The 15,303-nt window shown below is 68.8% G+C and carries 19 protein-coding genes; 7 read left to right on the forward strand and 12 right to left on the reverse strand.

Annotation, left to right across the window (positions count from 1 at the left end):
• Positions 1-15: 15 nt before the first annotated feature.
• Positions 16-438, forward strand: coding sequence for a GtrA family protein (locus OG709_RS22395; protein ID WP_250299497.1), 423 nt, complete (start codon positions 16-18; stop codon positions 436-438).
• Entirely contained in the window at positions 426-1,385 is a 960-nt protein-coding gene (locus tag OG709_RS22400; RefSeq protein ID WP_329167591.1) for a YihY/virulence factor BrkB family protein, read from the forward strand. Before OG709_RS22395 ends, OG709_RS22400 begins: the two co-directional genes overlap by 13 nt.
• On the opposite strand, the gene OG709_RS22405 is transcribed toward OG709_RS22400, so the two are convergent.
• The gene (locus tag OG709_RS22405) at positions 1,288-2,523 is read right to left on the reverse strand and encodes a D-alanyl-D-alanine carboxypeptidase family protein (protein WP_326694172.1); all 1,236 of its coding nucleotides are present in this window, start codon (positions 2,521-2,523) and stop codon (positions 1,288-1,290) included. The two genes, OG709_RS22400 and OG709_RS22405, sit on opposite strands and share 98 nt — an antisense overlap.
• A gap of 121 nt (positions 2,524-2,644) precedes the next feature.
• Here OG709_RS22405 and OG709_RS22410 point away from each other — a divergent pair, with 121 nt between their 5' ends.
• Both OG709_RS22410 and OG709_RS22415 read left to right on the forward strand, forming a co-directional pair.
• Complete coding sequence (locus OG709_RS22410) at positions 2,645-2,899, forward strand: SCO4848 family membrane protein (RefSeq protein WP_250299499.1); 255 nt, start codon at positions 2,645-2,647, stop codon at positions 2,897-2,899.
• Positions 2,900-3,060: 161 nt separating this feature from the next.
• A complete protein-coding gene (locus OG709_RS22415) occupies positions 3,061-4,617 on the forward strand; it encodes an ABC transporter substrate-binding protein (RefSeq protein ID WP_250299500.1) in 1,557 nt (518 codons plus the stop codon).
• Positions 4,618-4,713: 96 nt separating this feature from the next.
• Here the strand turns inward: OG709_RS22415 and OG709_RS22420 are convergent, their stop codons facing one another.
• The 9 genes from OG709_RS22420 to OG709_RS22460 form a co-directional block, all read right to left on the reverse strand.
• Positions 4,714-5,418 (reverse strand): TetR/AcrR family transcriptional regulator, encoded by a 705-nt coding sequence (locus tag OG709_RS22420; protein ID WP_250299501.1) that lies wholly within the window; start codon positions 5,416-5,418, stop codon positions 4,714-4,716.
• 11 nt (positions 5,419-5,429) lie between these two features.
• Positions 5,430-5,822 carry a thiol-disulfide oxidoreductase DCC family protein gene (locus OG709_RS22425; protein WP_250299502.1) on the reverse strand — a complete coding sequence of 131 codons (393 nt, stop codon included), beginning with the start codon at positions 5,820-5,822 and terminating at the stop codon, positions 5,430-5,432.
• A 6-nt stretch (positions 5,823-5,828) separates the two neighbouring features.
• Positions 5,829-6,254 (reverse strand): hypothetical protein, encoded by a 426-nt coding sequence (locus tag OG709_RS22430; RefSeq protein ID WP_250299503.1) that lies wholly within the window; start codon positions 6,252-6,254, stop codon positions 5,829-5,831.
• A 169-nt stretch (positions 6,255-6,423) separates the two neighbouring features.
• Positions 6,424-6,933: a hypothetical protein gene (locus tag OG709_RS22435; RefSeq protein WP_329167592.1), complete on the reverse strand. Its 510-nt coding sequence runs from the start codon at positions 6,931-6,933 to the stop codon at positions 6,424-6,426.
• A 148-nt stretch (positions 6,934-7,081) separates the two neighbouring features.
• A complete protein-coding gene (locus OG709_RS22440) occupies positions 7,082-7,849 on the reverse strand; it encodes a succinate dehydrogenase iron-sulfur subunit (protein ID WP_250299505.1) in 768 nt (255 codons plus the stop codon).
• Entirely contained in the window at positions 7,849-9,603 is a 1,755-nt protein-coding gene (sdhA, locus tag OG709_RS22445; RefSeq protein WP_250299506.1) for a succinate dehydrogenase flavoprotein subunit, read from the reverse strand. Before sdhA ends, OG709_RS22440 begins: the two co-directional genes overlap by 1 nt.
• 26 nt (positions 9,604-9,629) lie before the next feature.
• Positions 9,630-10,106 carry a succinate dehydrogenase hydrophobic membrane anchor subunit gene (locus OG709_RS22450; RefSeq protein ID WP_250299507.1) on the reverse strand — a complete coding sequence of 159 codons (477 nt, stop codon included), beginning with the start codon at positions 10,104-10,106 and terminating at the stop codon, positions 9,630-9,632.
• A 7-nt stretch (positions 10,107-10,113) separates the two neighbouring features.
• Positions 10,114-10,494, reverse strand: a complete 381-nt coding sequence (sdhC, locus tag OG709_RS22455) for a succinate dehydrogenase, cytochrome b556 subunit (RefSeq protein WP_266641247.1) — start codon at positions 10,492-10,494, stop codon at positions 10,114-10,116.
• A gap of 168 nt (positions 10,495-10,662) precedes the next feature.
• On the reverse strand, positions 10,663-11,316 hold the full coding sequence (locus tag OG709_RS22460) for a 2-oxo-4-hydroxy-4-carboxy-5-ureidoimidazoline decarboxylase (protein WP_250299508.1): 654 nt from the start codon (positions 11,314-11,316) through the stop codon (positions 10,663-10,665).
• Positions 11,317-11,489: 173 nt separating this feature from the next.
• Here OG709_RS22460 and OG709_RS22465 point away from each other — a divergent pair, with 173 nt between their 5' ends.
• From OG709_RS22465 to OG709_RS22475, 3 genes are all read left to right on the forward strand, one after another.
• Positions 11,490-13,094, forward strand: coding sequence for a beta-N-acetylhexosaminidase (locus OG709_RS22465; RefSeq protein WP_250299509.1), 1,605 nt, complete (start codon positions 11,490-11,492; stop codon positions 13,092-13,094).
• 244 nt (positions 13,095-13,338) lie between these two features.
• Positions 13,339-13,767 (forward strand): hypothetical protein, encoded by a 429-nt coding sequence (locus tag OG709_RS22470; RefSeq protein ID WP_329167593.1) that lies wholly within the window; start codon positions 13,339-13,341, stop codon positions 13,765-13,767.
• A 165-nt stretch (positions 13,768-13,932) separates the two neighbouring features.
• Entirely contained in the window at positions 13,933-14,187 is a 255-nt protein-coding gene (locus tag OG709_RS22475; RefSeq protein ID WP_329167594.1) for a hypothetical protein, read from the forward strand.
• Between the two features lie 39 nt (positions 14,188-14,226).
• On the opposite strand, the gene OG709_RS22480 is transcribed toward OG709_RS22475, so the two are convergent.
• On the reverse strand, positions 14,227-14,463 hold the full coding sequence (locus OG709_RS22480; RefSeq protein WP_250299512.1) for a hypothetical protein: 237 nt from the start codon (positions 14,461-14,463) through the stop codon (positions 14,227-14,229).
• Between the two features lie 7 nt (positions 14,464-14,470).
• A complete protein-coding gene (locus tag OG709_RS22485) occupies positions 14,471-15,169 on the reverse strand; it encodes a TNT domain-containing protein (protein ID WP_266641241.1) in 699 nt (232 codons plus the stop codon).
• Positions 15,170-15,303 lie beyond the last annotated feature (134 nt).

The raw sequence follows: 15,303 nt of genomic DNA on the forward strand, positions 1-15,303 counted from the left end.
GGAGGGAGCCGGTCCATGGGTGTCAGCCGCCGGGAGGTCACCGGTTTCGCGCTCGCCGGGATCCTCGCGTACGCCGCCGACCTGGGACTCTTCCTCTGGCTGCGCGGATTCCTGCGCTGGGACCCGCTCGCCGCCAAGACCGTGTCGTTCCTCGCCGGGTGCACGGTCGCGTACCTCGGCAACGCCCTCGGCACGTACCGGGGCAGGCACGTCGGCTGGCGCGAGTACACCGTCTTCTTCGGTGTGAACGCCGCCGGAGCCCTCCTCCAACTGCTCTGCCTCACCGTGTCGCACTACGGCCTGGGGCTGACCTCGGCCCGCGCGGACACCCTCTCCGGCGCGGTCATCGGCATGGGGCTCGCCACCGGTCTGCGCTTCTGGGGGACGAGGACGCTGGTCTTCGGCGGCGAGGGTAGGCGTACGCCATGGACCGGCTGACGAAACTTCCCGTGATCGGCCCCTGGCTGGCCCGCCTCATGCGCACCCACGCCTGGCGCTCCTACGAGACCCTCGACCGGGTGCGCTGGACCCGGCTCGCCGCCGCGATCACCTTTGTCAGTTTCCTCTCGCTCTTCCCGCTCATCACCGTGGCCGCCGCGATCGGCGCCGCGCTGCTCAGCACCGCCCAGCTGAACACCATGCAGCACACGCTCGCCCAGCAGGTGCCCGGCATCTCCGACCAGCTGGACATCGGCTCGCTGGTCGCGAACGCGGGCACGGTCGGTGTCGTCGCCGGGGCCGCGCTGCTGTTCACCGGCATCGGCTGGGTCGGCTCGATGCGGGACTGCCTGCGTGCGGTGTGGGAGATCGACGACGCCGACCAGGGCAACTTCGTGGTGCGCAAGCTCAAGGACGGCGGGATCCTGGTCGGCACGGGCGGCGCCGTACTGGTCTCGTTCGGCGCGTCGGCCGTCGGCACCAGCGCCGTCAACTGGACCGCCGACCGGGTCGGCCTCGAAAACGCGGGCTGGGGCGGCGCGCTCCTCCAGGGCGTGGCCTTCGTGCTGGCGGTACTCGCCGACTTCCTGGTCCTGCTGTACGTACTGACGCTGCTGCCCGGCGTGGAACCGGCACGCCACCGGCTGATCACCGCCGGACTGATCGGCGCGCTCGGCTTCGAACTGCTCAAGGTGCTGCTCAGCGGCTACATGCGGGGCGTCGCCTCGAAGAGCATGTACGGCGCTTTCGGTGTCCCCGTCGCGCTGCTGCTGTGGATCAGCTTCACGGTGAAACTGCTGCTGTACTGCGCGGCCTGGACCGCGACGGGGCACACCGACGAGGAACCGGTCAGTGACGTGGAAAACGTCGTACCAGATCCGGCAGCGGCCAGCGCCGGTTCACCAGGAACACCCCGGCCGCCAACAGGAGCAACACGCCACCGCTGATGGCGAGGGCCGTACCCATGCCGCCGGAACCGCCGCCCGCCGGGGCCGCGGTGGTCCGCGCCGCACCCTTGCTGCCCTTCGCTCCCGCCGCGCCCGGGGCGCTCGCGGTGGGCTGCGGGGTCGCGAGGGCGGACTTCGGCGCGACCAGCTCACCGACCGGCGTGACCTTCCCCTCCGAGGCGAAGCCCCAGTCGAGGAGCCGCGCGGCCTCCTTGTAGACGGCGTGGCTCTCGGTCGAGCTCGGGTTCATGACGGTGACGAGCAGCACATGACCGTCGCGCTCGGCGACGGCCGTGTACGTGGCGCCCGCCATCGTGGTGTTGCCGTTCTTCACGCCTGCTATGCCCTTGTACTGGGTGACGCCGTCGGCACCGGTCAGCAGGCGGTTGGTGTTCTGGATGCCGAAGGTCTCGCGCTTCTTCCCCTTCTTCTTCATGCCGGGGAACTGCGCGGTGGCGGTCGAGCAGTACTCGCGGAACGCCTTCTTCTGGAGTCCGCTGCGGGCGAAGAGCGTCAGGTCGTACGCGCTGGAGACCTGGTGCGGGGCGTCGTAGCCGTCCGGCGAGACCACATGGGTGTCGAGCGCCTGGAGGTCGTCGGCGTGCTCCTGCATGTCCTTGACGGTCGCGGCCACCCCGTGGTTCATCGCGGACAGCACGTGCACCGCGTCGTTGCCGGAGCGCAGGAAGACCCCCAGCCACAGGTCGTGGACCGTGTAGGTGAGGTTCTCCTTGATGCCGACCAGGCTGCTGCCCGCGCCCATGCCGGCCAGGTCGGACGGCAGCACCTTGTGGGTCTCGGTCGGCTGGAACTTCGGCAGCAGCGTGTCCGCCATCAGCATCTTCAGCGTGGACGCCGGGGGCAGCCGCCAGTGCGCGTTGTGCGCGGCCAGCACCGAGCCGGACTCGGCGTCCGCGACGATCCAGGACCGTCCGGAGAGGTCCTTCGGCAGCACCGGGGCGCCGGCGCCGAGGTTCACCTGCGTACCCGACTGCCCGAGCCGGGCGCCGCCGACCTTCGACATGTGGCCGGGCGGCTTCGGATCGGCGCCGGTCGCGGCCGATGCGGGCACGGCGCAGAAGGCGGGCAGGCAGACGGCGGCGAGGACCGACAATGCGATCTTTTTCACGGCGGGCACGGGGGTGAACGTACAGGGCTTGTCCGGACGGCCCGACACCGCGGGTAGGAACTGCCGGACCGGGCCTTCCGCGCGGCCACCCTGACGGAACGGTGTGAAGTACGGAGTCGATAATGGGCCTATGAAGCTCAGCCGACCCGTCTCCTGGTTCCTGCTCGCCTTCGGGGTGTGGAGCTGGTTCATCTGGATCACTTTCGTCAAGAATCTCTGGCAGGACGGCAGCGGACTCGCCTTCGACGACGCGGGTGACCCGACCGCCTATTTCTGGATCCATCTGCTGCTCGCGATCACGTCCTTCCTTCTGGGGACGGCGGTGGGTGCGATCGGGTTCCGCGGATTGCGTGCGCTGCGCAGGGACGTCGCGTCCGATGTGTGAGGACGTCGTCCGACGACTGCGTGAGGGTGCCATCTAACGACTTGGCCTCATGTGGAGATTTTCTCTTTCACTTGTGAAATTCGTGTGGTTGGGTTGGCGCCGACTTGGGTCTGACGCGCGCGATCCGCGCGTCCACAGGGTGGGTTGAGGGGAACAGCACAATGCGTTCGATCCGAATGCGGATTCTGGCGATATGCGTCGTTCTGGCGTGCGCCGGTATCGGCGCTTGGCAATTGCTGCCCGACAGCGGCGGGAAGAAGACCCCGCTCGTCATCGGGACGACCGACGTGGTCTCCTCGCTCGACCCGGCCGAGGCGTACGACGCCGGTTCCTGGGCGCTCTACAGCACGCTCTACCAGTCGCTGATGACCTTCAACGTCGGCTCGTCGACCCCGGTGCCCGACGCGGCCAGCAACTGCAAGTTCACCGATGACGCGCTGCGCACTTTCACCTGCACCATGCGTGACGACCTCACCTTCTCCAACGGTCACAAGGTCACCGCCGAGGACGCGGCGTTCTCCTTCAACCGCGTGCTGCACATGAAGGACGGCAACGGGCCCGCGACGCTGTATCCGCTGCTGAAGAGCGTGGTGGCGTCGGGTGACAAGGTCACCTTCCACCTCAAGTCCCGTGACGCGACCTTCGCTTCGAAGATCGCCACCGGCGGTGGCGCGATCGTCGACCACACCGAGTACCCCGAGCACAAGGGGCGCAAGGGCAACTCGGTCGTCGGGTCCGGACCCTACGTACTCAAGTCCTACAAGGCCGGTGTCAGCGCGACGCTCGAACCGAACCCGAAGTACAAGGGCGCGGTCAAGAAGACCGGCGTGCCGGTCGAGATCCGCTACTTCAAGCAGCCGGACGAGCTCGCAGCCGCCTGGAAGCACAAGGACATCGACGTCGCGCACCGCGACCTGCCGCCCGGCATGCTGGCCCAGCTCTCGCCCAGCGACCCGGACGCCCAGGTCACCGAGTCCACCGGCAGCGAGATCCGCAACCTGGTCTTCAACGTGCGCAAGACCGCACCGCTGGCCGACATGAGGGTGCGGCAGGCCGCCGCGTCGCTCGTCGACCGCGCCCAGCTGGCCGAACAGGTCTACAAGGGCAGCGTGGAGCCGCTGTACTCGGAGATCCCGCAGGGCTTCACCGGCCACAGCACCGCGTTCTTCGACGCCTACCCGAAGGTCGACGTGTCGGCCGCCAAGCAGTCGCTGCTGGAGGCCGGTGTCCAGACCCCGGTGAGCTTCACCTACGGGTACTCCAGCACCAGCGTCACCGACGCGGAGGCCCAGCTGCTGAAGAAGCAGCTGGAGACGGGTGGCCTGTTCAAGGTCAAGCTCGTCAGGGAGACCGTCTGGCAGAAGTTCCAGGACGGCTACAAGAAGGGCAAGTACGACGCGTACGCCGTCGGCTGGATCGCCGACTACCCGGACGCCGACAACTACTCGCAGACGCTCGTCGGCACCGGCAACACGCTCTACAACGGCTACAGCAGCAAGCAGGTCGACAAGCTCATCGGCCAGACCCAGCAGTTCACCGACCGTGGCCGCACCGCCGACGACTTCAAGGCGATGCAGGACGCCATCGCCCACGACGTGCCGATGATCCCGCTCTGGCAGCGCAAGGACTACGTGCTGGCCAACAACGACGTGTCCGGCGGTCAGTACCTGTCGGACGGGAGCGGTGTCTGGCGCGTCTGGGAACTCGGCTGGCTGTAGGCCCCAGCCGGTAGCCCGCTCACGCGGACAGGCCCCGGAACTCCCCGTACGACACGGGAGTTCCGGGGCCTGTTGCGTTCGGCCTGTTCCGTTCCGTCAGGACCGCTTGCGGGCCGTCGCCGTCTCGGCCATGCCCGGCAGGAAGTCGGTGAACAGCTCGTGCACCTCGTGGACGAGCGGCCGGAGCGCCCGGAACCTCGCCAGCGAGATGCCCCGGGTGGTGAGCCGCGCTCCCCGCCCCGCCAGCCGCCGGCTCCGCTCGCGACCGGGGGAGCGGTCGAAGACCCAGTACAGGACGAGTCCCATCTGGGACAGCCACATCAACTCCGGCAGGACGTCGACGAGTTCCGCGGGCACCTTCGCTCTGGTGCCCGCCAGCACTTCCCGGTGGATCGAGATGGACGCCTCACGGGCGGCCTCCGACTCGGTGGAGAAGGGGCTGAGCGGGCTCTCCGGGTCGGCGGCGTTCTTGAAGAACTGCGCCGCGAACTCGTGGTACGGCGCGGCGACATCGATCCAGGCCGTCAGCACCCCGGCCAGCCGGGTCTCCAGATCCGTCTCGTTGTCCAGCACCTGGCGCACCGCTGCCTGGTGTTCGGCGCCGATCCGGTCGTAGAACCCCTGGACCAGGTGTTCCTTGCTGGAGAAGTAGTAGTACGCGTTGCCGACGGAGACTCCGGCCTCCTGGGCGATGGCCCGCATGGTCGTCTTGTCGTAACCGCGCTCCTGGAAGAGCCGGAGCGCGGTTTCGAGAATGAGCGTACGGGTCTGTTCGCTCTTGGGGGCCTTTGCAGCAGTCACGGTGGATGAGCCTAACCGGGGACCTCGCACCGGTCACCGCAGGGCGGTGCGGTGACATTCCGGTACTTGGCCGCGGACAGCATCGCGACCCGGATGAAGGGAGTGCCCGCGGGGGTGGCCAGCCAGTGGGCCTTGGGCCGGTGTTCGGCCAGCGCCCACAGGCAGACGATCCAGGCGGCGGGCCCCCGGTAGATCTGGCCCTGGTCGCCGATCACGGTGATCTCCTCCAGGGTGGCCCGGTGGTCGAGCCCGGGGAAGCGCTCCACGGCCTCGGCGGACCCGGCGGGCACCATGTGCAGCGGCACGAGCTGGCGTTGCCCGCGCAGCCAGTGCCGCAGGTGGACGCAGAGCGGGCACCGGGCGTCGTACAGCACGGTCAGTTTCCTGACGGGGACGGCGGTCACGGCCGTTCAGGCCTTCGTGAACGGGCTGACCGGGTGGGCCGGGTTGACCCACCCCTGCGGTGCCACCGGCGGGGTCTGCTCGCGCTCCTGGATGCCGCGCCGGCGGAACCTGTTGAGCGCGTAGACGTTCCCGAGGTGCATCACGCCGAGGACGAGCAGCACGACGCCGAGCTTCCTGGACAGCGCCTCGAAGACTCCCCGGGTGTCACCGATGGTGGTGTCGTCCTGGAGGTACAGCGCCACGAAGCCCAGGTTGACCAGGTAGAAGCCCACCACCAGCAGGTGGTTGACGGCATCCGCGAGCTTCTCGTTCCCGTGCAGCACATCGGCGAGGAACACCCGGCCGTTCCGGCTGAGGGTCCGCGCCACCCAGACGGTCAGTGCCAGGGCGATGACCAGATAGACGAGGTACGAGACAACGGTGAGGTCCATGACCCACCTTCCCTTGAACGCGTTCAAAAGCTGATGTCATGACTCTAGCGCTCCTTTTGAACACGTTCAACGCGCGGGGTCCGTCCACGACGAAGTCCGCCCCCGCGGTCCGGCATCGGAGCCGGACCGCGGGGGCGGACAGAAGTGGGTGGCAGGGAGGGGCGGGGAGTTACATGCTGCTCAGCGACCGCGCGTAGTTGAGCTGCCCCATCACCTGCTGGAACGACTGGGGGCCCCACGCCGGGACCATGGTCGTGTGGTGGCGGCCCCCGCTGGTCACCGAGATCTGGATGAAGCCGGTCGTCTTCTTCTCCTTCATCAGGAGGAAGAGCAGACCGACCAGACAGAACAGGGCGAAGACGATCGCCAGCACGACCGCGACCGTCGGGATCTTCTCCTCCGTACGGGACATGTCCGTCGCGTTCCAGACGGCGCCCCGCAGCGGCAGCGTGCCCGCCGGGGTGATGATGCCGTCCGGTACGACGGTGATGTCGCCGAGCGTCATCAGCGGGGCGCCGCCGCCCGCCGGTACCGGGAGGTTCGGCGGGGCCGGGTAGCCGTACGTGGGAGCCGCGTTCGGGTAGCCGTACCCGGGGCTCGCGGCGGGGTAGCCGTACCCCGGCACGGGCGGCCCCGAGGGTGGTTCCGGGCCCCACTGGTACGGATTCTGGTCACTCATCCCGCTCCCCGTTCTGTGGCGTACGTCAGGGAGATCCTGGCACAGCGCGACGCACGAGGGCCCCGCCGCCCGGATACCGGGAGTGCGGGGCCCTCGTGCGTATGCGGCAGTGCCGGTGCGGCAGTGCGCATGCGGTGGTGCCGGTGTGTCAGAAGCGGCGGGTGATGAGCGCGCGCTTCACTTCCTGGATCGCCTTGGTGACCTCGATACCGCGCGGGCAGGCGTCCGTGCAGTTGAACGTCGTGCGGCAACGCCACACGCCGTCCTTGTCGTTGAGGATCTCCAGGCGCTGCTCGCCGCCCTCGTCACGCGAGTCGAAGATGAAACGGTGCGCGTTGACGATCGCGGCCGGGCCGAAGTACTGGCCGTCGTTCCAGAACACCGGGCAGGACGAGGTGCACGCGGCGCACAGGATGCACTTCGTCGTGTCGTCGAACCGCGCCCGGTCCTCGGCGGACTGCAGACGCTCGCGCGTCGGCTCGTTGCCGCTGGTGATGAGGAAGGGCATCACATCGCGGTACGCCTGGAAGAACGGGTCCATGTCGACCACGAGGTCCTTGAGGACCGTCATGCCCTTGATGGCCTCGACCAGGATCGGCTTCTCGGGGTTGATGTCCTTGATCAGCGTCTTGCAGGCGAGCCTGTTCTTGCCGTTGATCCGCATCGCGTCCGAACCGCAGACCCCGTGCGCACAGGAACGGCGGAACGTCAGGGTGCCGTCCAGCTCCCACTTGATCTTGTGCAGAGCGTCGAGGACACGCTCCTTCGGGTCGATGAGGACCTCGAAGTCCTGCCACTGCGACTCGTCCGAGACCTCCGGGTTGAACCGGCGGATCCGGAAGGTGGCCGTGATGAACGGGGTGTCGGCGAAGCCGGCCTCGGCGGCGTCCGCCTTGTCCATGGTGGGGGTAGCCATCAGTACTTACGCTCCATCGGCTGGTAGCGGGTCTGGACGACCGGCTTGTAGTCGAGCCGGATCGACTCGGCGCCGTCGTCGCCCACCTCGCGGTACGCCATGGTGTGGCGCATGAAGTTGACGTCGTCGCGGTTCGGGAAGTCCTCGCGGTAGTGACCGCCGCGGGACTCCTTGCGCGCCAGGGCGGAGGTCGCCATGACCTCGGCGAGGTCCAGCAGGTTGCCCAGCTCGATGGCTTCGAGGAGGTCGGTGTTGAACCGTCGGCCCTTGTCCTGGATGGACACGTTCAGGTACCGCTCGCGCAGCTCGGCGATCTTGTCGACCGCCGTCTTGATCGTCTGCTCGGTGCGGAACACCATCACGTTGGCGTCCATGCACTCCTGGAGCTCCAGGCGCAGCGTGGCCACCCGCTCGTCACCCGTGGCGTTGCGCAGCCGCTCGACCTGGGCCTCGACCAGCGACGCCGGGTCCTCGGGAAGCGCGGCGAAGTCGCTCTTCGCGGCGTACTCGGCGGCGGCGATGCCCGACCGGCGCCCGAAGACGTTGATGTCGAGCAGCGAGTTGGTGCCCAGCCGGTTGGCGCCGTGCACCGAGACGCAGGCGACCTCGCCGGCCGCGTACAGGCCCGGAACGACCGTGGTGTTGTCCGCGAGGACCTCACCCTGGACGTTCGTCGGGATGCCGCCCATGGCGTAGTGCGCGGTGGGCTGGATCGGGATCGGGTCGGTGTACGGCTCGATGCCCAGGTACGTACGCGCGAACTCCGTGATGTCCGGGAGCTTGGCGTCCAGCTGCTCCGGCGGGAGGTGCGTCAGGTCCAGATACACGTGGTCGCCCTCGGGTCCGCAGCCGCGGCCCTCCCGGATCTCCGTGTAGATGGAGCGGGACACGACGTCACGGGACGCGAGGTCCTTCATGACCGGCGCGTACTTCTCCATGAAGCGCTCGCCGTCCTTGTTGCGGAGGATGCCGCCCTCACCACGGGCGCCCTCCGTCAGCAGGATGCCCATGCGCCAGATGCCCGTCGGGTGGAACTGGAAGAACTCCATGTCCTCCAGGGGCAGACCGCGGCGGTAGCAGGCGGCCTGGCCGTCACCGGTCAGGGTGTGCGCGTTCGACGTGACCTTGAAGAACTTGCCGGTGCCGCCGGACGCGTAGATCACGGACTTCGCCTGGAAGACGTGGATCTCGCCGGTGGCCAGCTCGTAGGCGACGACGCCCGCGGAGGTCTTCACCCCGTCGACCTCGACCAGCAGCTGGTCCAGGACGTAGAACTCGTTGAAGAACTCCACACCCTCCTTGACGCAGTTCTGGTAGAGGGTCTGGAGGATCATGTGGCCGGTGCGGTCCGCGGCGTAGCACGCACGGCGGACCGGGGCCTCACCGTGGCTGCGCGTGTGACCGCCGAAGCGGCGCTGGTCGATCTCCCCGGCGGGCGTCCGGTTGAACGGCAGGCCCATCTTCTCCAGGTCGAGGACCGCGTCGATGGCCTCCTTCGCCAGGATCTCGGCGGCGTCCTGGTCGACCAGGTAGTCGCCGCCCTTGATCGTGTCGAAGGTGTGCCACTCCCAGTTGTCCTCCTCGACGTTGGCCAGGGCGGCGGCCATGCCGCCCTGAGCCGCGCCGGTGTGGGAGCGCGTCGGGTACAGCTTCGTCAGCACGGCGGTCCGGCTGCGCTTGGTCGACTCGATGGCCGCGCGCATTCCGGCGCCGCCGGCGCCGACGATGACGGTGTCGTACTTATGGATCTTCATGATGAAAGCGCCTCGGTCCCGGGCTTCTAGGAGATGTTCGGGTCGAAGGTGAAGATCACCAGCGTGCCCAGCAGGATGGTGAACACCGTGGCGGTGTACAGCAGGCCCTTGAGCCACAGGCGCGTGTTGACACGCTCCGCGTAGTCATTGATGACGGTACGGAGGCCATTGGCGCCGTGGAGCATCGCCAGCCAGAGCATCAGCAGGTCCCAGCCCTGCCAGAACGGCGAGGCCCAGCGGCCCGCCACGAAGGCGAAGCCGATCCTGGCCACACCGCCGTCGAGCACCAGCTGGATCAGCAGGTGGCCGAGGACGAGGACGACCAGCACGATGCCCGAGAGGCGCATGAAGAGCCAGGCGTACATCTCGAAGTTGCCACGAGTGGACTTCGGCGTCTTCTTGGTCCGTGCGCGCGGGGGCTCGATGAGCGGCGCGGGGTTGTCGACGTCGAAGAGGGAGACGCCCTCGACGGGGCCGACAGCGGCAGAGGTCTCAGCAGACATTCAGTCCTCAGCTCCCGAACAGTTCGCGTGCGGCGTGGCCGAGTACGGGGTAGAGCGCCCCGATCATCAGCAAGACCCAGATGCCCACGACGGACCACAGCATCTGCTTCTGGTGGCGCGGGCCCTTGGACCAGAAGTCCACGGCGATGATGCGCAGGCCGTTCAGAGCGTGGAAGAGGATCGCTGCGACAAGGCCGTACTCAAGAAGGCCGACGATCGGCGTCTTGTAGGTAGCGATGACCTTGTCGTAGTCCTCGGGGGAGATACGGACGAGAGCAGTGTCCAGGACGTGTACGAACAGGAAGAAGAAGATGAGGACGCCGGTGACTCGATGAGCCACCCAGGACCACATACCTTCCCGGCCGCGGTACAGCGTTCCAGCCGGCACGGAAAAACCCTCCGGGAGCGGGGGACGGGGGTCATGCCGCCAGCTTCTCCCGGTGGGAGGAGCTGTGTCGGTCTGGCCCGGCCGGGTACGGTCCACCGGCCCCGGCCATCGTAGCGACGACTTGTCGGTTCCTTCGCGCCGGGGCCTGCGGTGTGATCAAACAGGCAATCAAACAGCCACGGACGGGCTACCGGCATGGCCTGTATCCGCCATAAGACGGGCGATTCGCCCTCGGGCGAGTCGGCGCAGCTCGTCCGCCGCGACCGCTCTCTCCTCGTCCGGCTCGTGCGAGAGCCGGGTGCGGATCCCGGTGAGTACCTGGTCGAGGTGTTCGGCCGGCCGGATGTCGTCGAGGCAGATCACGAAGGCGTGACCGAAGCGGCTCTCGTACGCGGCGTGCGCGGCCCGCAGCGCGGTGCGCGCGGCTCGGGGTGCGCTGTCGTGGAGCAGCGCGGACACCGGATCCTCCCAGGGGAGGCCGAGTGGGGAGTGCCCCGCGGCCAGAGCCTGCGCGAGGTCGGCGGGGGACAGGTCGTAGCCGGCTTCGTCGGATGCGGCGAACAGAGCGGCCAGATCGGGGTAGGGGCGGTGTGCGGCGAGCCGCTGGGCCCACCGGTGGCTGCCGCAGCAGGCGAGCAGCGCGGTTTCGGCGGCGCCCGCCGGTGCCGAGTTGAACCGGTCGAGACCGGGCAGCCGTTGGTGCTGTGCGGGTATCGCGGTGCGGGCCGGAGTGCGCGTGGTGTGGTGGAGTGTCGGCGGTCGCGTCGGAGCGCCGGCGTGGGAATCGCTGGACAGCGTGGACTCCTCGAACACGACAGGCATGACAGAAAGGTCGGGTGGCGGGTGGTGAGAGAGCCGCAACGCTATCGATGCATGGTGTCGAGTGTCCGACGGATGCACGAATTTCACCCGGAAGGGAGAGTTTCAAGGCGCGTGGTGGACGATTTGGTTGGCGTTTCGCCCTACCTTCGCAGTGAATGGGAGGTTTTTGAGTCATGAAGACAATCAAAGGATCGGTGCCCCTGACCGTAGGGGTGGGGGTCGTGGCTGCTGCCGCGCTGCTCACCGTCGCGGTCTGGCCGGACGACGACACGTACGGCGGGAGCGGGCCCGCGAGCCGTGGACCGGCGGTGGACTCCTCCGCGTCCGGCTCCGCGTCGGCGCGGACGTATCCGCTCTCCGCGGCGCCCCGCACCATCCCCTCGGTACGCGAGCACGGCCCGGCACGCGGTCCGGGGTGGCGCCCGCAGAAGGACTCCCGGGTACTGGTCGCCGAGGGCAGCAAGGGACTCACGGACGAGGGCAAGCTCCTCGCGCACGAGCTGAAACTCGGTTACGCGTACGGCGGCAAGGCCCACGCCGGTGACATCGAACTCGCCCTGGCGCCGGACTCGAAGGCGCCCCGGGAGTCGTACACCCTCACCGCCCGCGACCAGCAGGTCAAGATCACCGGGCCCGACGAGGCCGGTGTCTTCTACGGCACCCGCACGGTCAAGCAGTCGGTGCTGGCGGACGGTCAGGTGCCGGAGGGCGTCGTGCACGACCAGCCCGACCGGCCGCAGCGCGGGCTGAACCTCGACATCGCCCGCAAGCCCTACAGCGCGAGCTGGATCGAGGACCGGGTGCGGGAGATGGCCGACCTCAAGCTCAACCAGCTGTGCCTGCACTTCTCCGACGACCAGGGCTTCCGCATCGCGTCGAGCTCCGACCCCGCGGTGGTCTCGCCCGACCACCTCAGCAAGGCCCAGGTCACCAAGATCGTCTCTCTCGCGTCGAGCCTGCACATCACGGTCGTCCCGGAGATCGACTCGCCGGGACATCTGGGCGCCGTGATCAAGGCGCATCCGGGCATCCAGCTGAAGAACGTCAACGGCGTCGCCACGCCCGGCGCGGTCGACATCTCGAACCCGGAGTCGGGACGCGTCGTCGACCAGCTGATCCATGAGTACGAGGGGCTCTTCCCCGGTGCGTACTGGCACCTCGGCGGCGACGAGTACCAGGCGCTGATGGCGAAGAACCCGGAGGCCTCCTATCCGCAGCTGGCCCAGGCCGCCCATAAGAAGTACGGCTCCAACGGCACGATCAAGGACCTGGCCACCGGCTGGCTGAACGACCGGGCGGCGGTCGTCATCAAGGACAAGAAGACGCCCAAGGCCTGGAACGACGGCTTCTACAGCGGCGTCTCGGTCGCCGCGAACCCGGCCATCGAGGCCGAGTACTGGACGGGCAAGGAGTACGGGGCCCGGCCGCCCGTCGACTATCTGAGCACCGGCCGGAAGATGATGAACCTCAACGACGAGTACCTCTATTACGTACTCGGCCAGCCGAACGACTTCACCTACCCGACGGGCAAGCGGATCTACGAGCAGTGGACCCCGCTGGTCATGCGCGGCACGACACCGGTTCCGTCGAAGTACTCGCACCTCATCCTGGGCGGCCGGTTCGCCGTGTGGGGCGACATCGCGAACGCGCAGACCCCGGCGCAGGTCGCCGCGGGCATCCGGATGCCGCTGATGGCGACGGCCCAGAAGCTGTGGGACCCGGACAAGCCGAAACTGACCTGGACGCAGTTCGGGAAGCTGGCGGCGAAGGTGGGCTGATCCGGGTGCGCCGCCGGGGTGGGACTCCGGGGTGAGGTGCCCGCGGTGTCCGGACGCGGTGCCGGGGCCGCTCACCCCTACGGAGGTATCCGCCCGTTCTGCCGGGGTGGCGGAGACACACAGGTCAGGACCGCTTTTCCCGGGCAGGCAGGCGCTACTCCGAGTGAGGTGGCGATTGCGCGGTGCAGGTGGCCTTCGCAAGGTGGCGGGAGTACCTCTCGCGGCTCCGAAAGGAACGTTCTCCATGCGAATGTCCCCGAAGGCCGGCCTCCTCGTCACCTCCGCCGCCTGCGGCGCGCTCACCCTGGGCGCAGCCGGGCCTGCGGCGTACGCGGCCGTCGGCGAACCGCCCGCAGCGAGCGCACCGCCCGCAGCGAGCGCACCGCCCGCGGCGAGCGCACCGGCCGCGCCGGACCCGGGTGCCGCGCTCAAGGCGAAGGCGGCGGCCGGTCTCCGGGCCAAGGTCGACGCCCTGGTGAAGGCGTCCACGAGCGGCAAACCCGCGGAAGTCACCGCCGCGGCCCAGGCCGTGGTGGCCGCCCAGGTGAACGTCCTCGCCTCCATCGTGCTCGGCGGCGGCCTCCCGGCCGCCCACCTGCCGGCCCTGCCGACGCTGCCCAAGGTGCCCGGCGTGCCCCAGTTGCCCGCGGCCCCGGGCCTGCCGCTCTCCTGACCCGCTCTTCTGACCCGCCGTCCGGACCACGCATGAGCGGGGCCCGCGGTGCCGTCCGACGGTGCCCCGCGCCTTCGCGGTCACCGGTGACGGGTGTCCGGGGGTGTGCGGGTGGGCTTCGTCACTCGGCGGGCGTCAGCGCCCCGCGCGTCGTAGCGTCCAAGAATGGACTTCAACATCACCGCGGAGGAAGAAGCGCTGCTCCTCCGTATCCGTGAGCACCTGCACGCAGGCAACAGGCCCGGCGAGGCCGAACTCGCGGCCGAACTCGGCGACGACGTACGGGCGCAGGTGCGCAGCCTCGGCGCACGCGGCTGGCTCGTCGTGCGGCCCGGGTCCGGCGGTGAGGTCTACGTCGAAGGGCTCTCGACCCTCGCGGAGTCGGCGCTGTCGAACCGGCGGGACGTGGGCGACCGCTGAGGGGCTGCGGGGTGACCCGGGGGAGCGTTCCGGCACCCGTCAGACGAGCAGTTGCAGCAGGTGCGCGCAGGCGTCCGGTTCGGTCGCGTACCGGCCGATGATCTCGTACAGGCCCCGTTCGAACGCGCCGGTCTCCCACGCCCCGCCGTCCGGAGTCCTCCGCAGGAAGAGGAAGTCGGGGGGCGTGGGGACCGGTTCATGGACCCCCTCGATGCGGTAGTAGCCGTCGGGCACTCCCGCCGTGCGCAGTGCGGCGTGCAGTTCGTGGCGGTCCATGGGCGTCCTACTTGCCGGTCGTGGTGGCGTACCCGAGGTAGTGATGGTCCAGCAGCCACTTCACGTTCAGCCGCTGGCCCTCGCCCGGGTTCAGGAACACCTGGTCGAGCTTGATCTGCTGCCCGCCGCCGGGCTGCTCGAACCAGGGGGCGATGCCGCCCTGCCACACCCAGAACGGCTTGGTGACCTTGTAGACGTGATAGTCGCAGGGCATCGTGGCGTCACGGGTGTTGAGGCTCTGCGGGGGCAGCGCCCGCTTGGCGTACGAGTCACCGGCGGGCGCGAGGTACGAACCGTACTCGGAACCGAAGCGGTCCAGACGCTCGCCGGTGCGGAGCTTCGAAGGCTCCTTGTCCACCTGGCCGTTGACCTCCTTGAACCCGTCGTTCGGCGGGTACTTCCAGCTGCCCGTGTCCGCGGGTCCCTCCCAGTACTTCGCCAGGAAAGCCGACGGGGACAGCTGCCCGGTCCGCTTGTACCCCTTGAGCAGGGGGCCCACCGGCTTCTCGTGCTTCGTCGGCAGCCACTGCGGCCCGAGCCGGGAGTCGCCGTGGAACTCCCCGGAGCAGGGGGCGTGCCGCTGCGCGACGGCCGGAGTCCGGTCCGCCTGCTGCGGGGGCGGCGGAGCGGCGCTCGCAGCAGCGGGAGCCACCACGGTCGCCGCGGTGATGGTGAGCGCGGCGAGAACGGTGCGAATTCGGTTCACTCAAGGTCCCCTTGTGTACTGAGGCCCGATTGGGCTGTATCACGCAAGGTAGCTGATCGGTCACGTTCTGCGGGGGGCTTTGCGACAGGGGGGCGCAATACGGCAGTTGGGTGCGCTCGCGGGTCGTGCGAGGC

This window comes from Streptomyces sp. NBC_01267 (assembly GCF_036241575.1).
Taxonomy (GTDB): Bacteria; Actinomycetota; Actinomycetes; order Streptomycetales; family Streptomycetaceae; genus Streptomyces.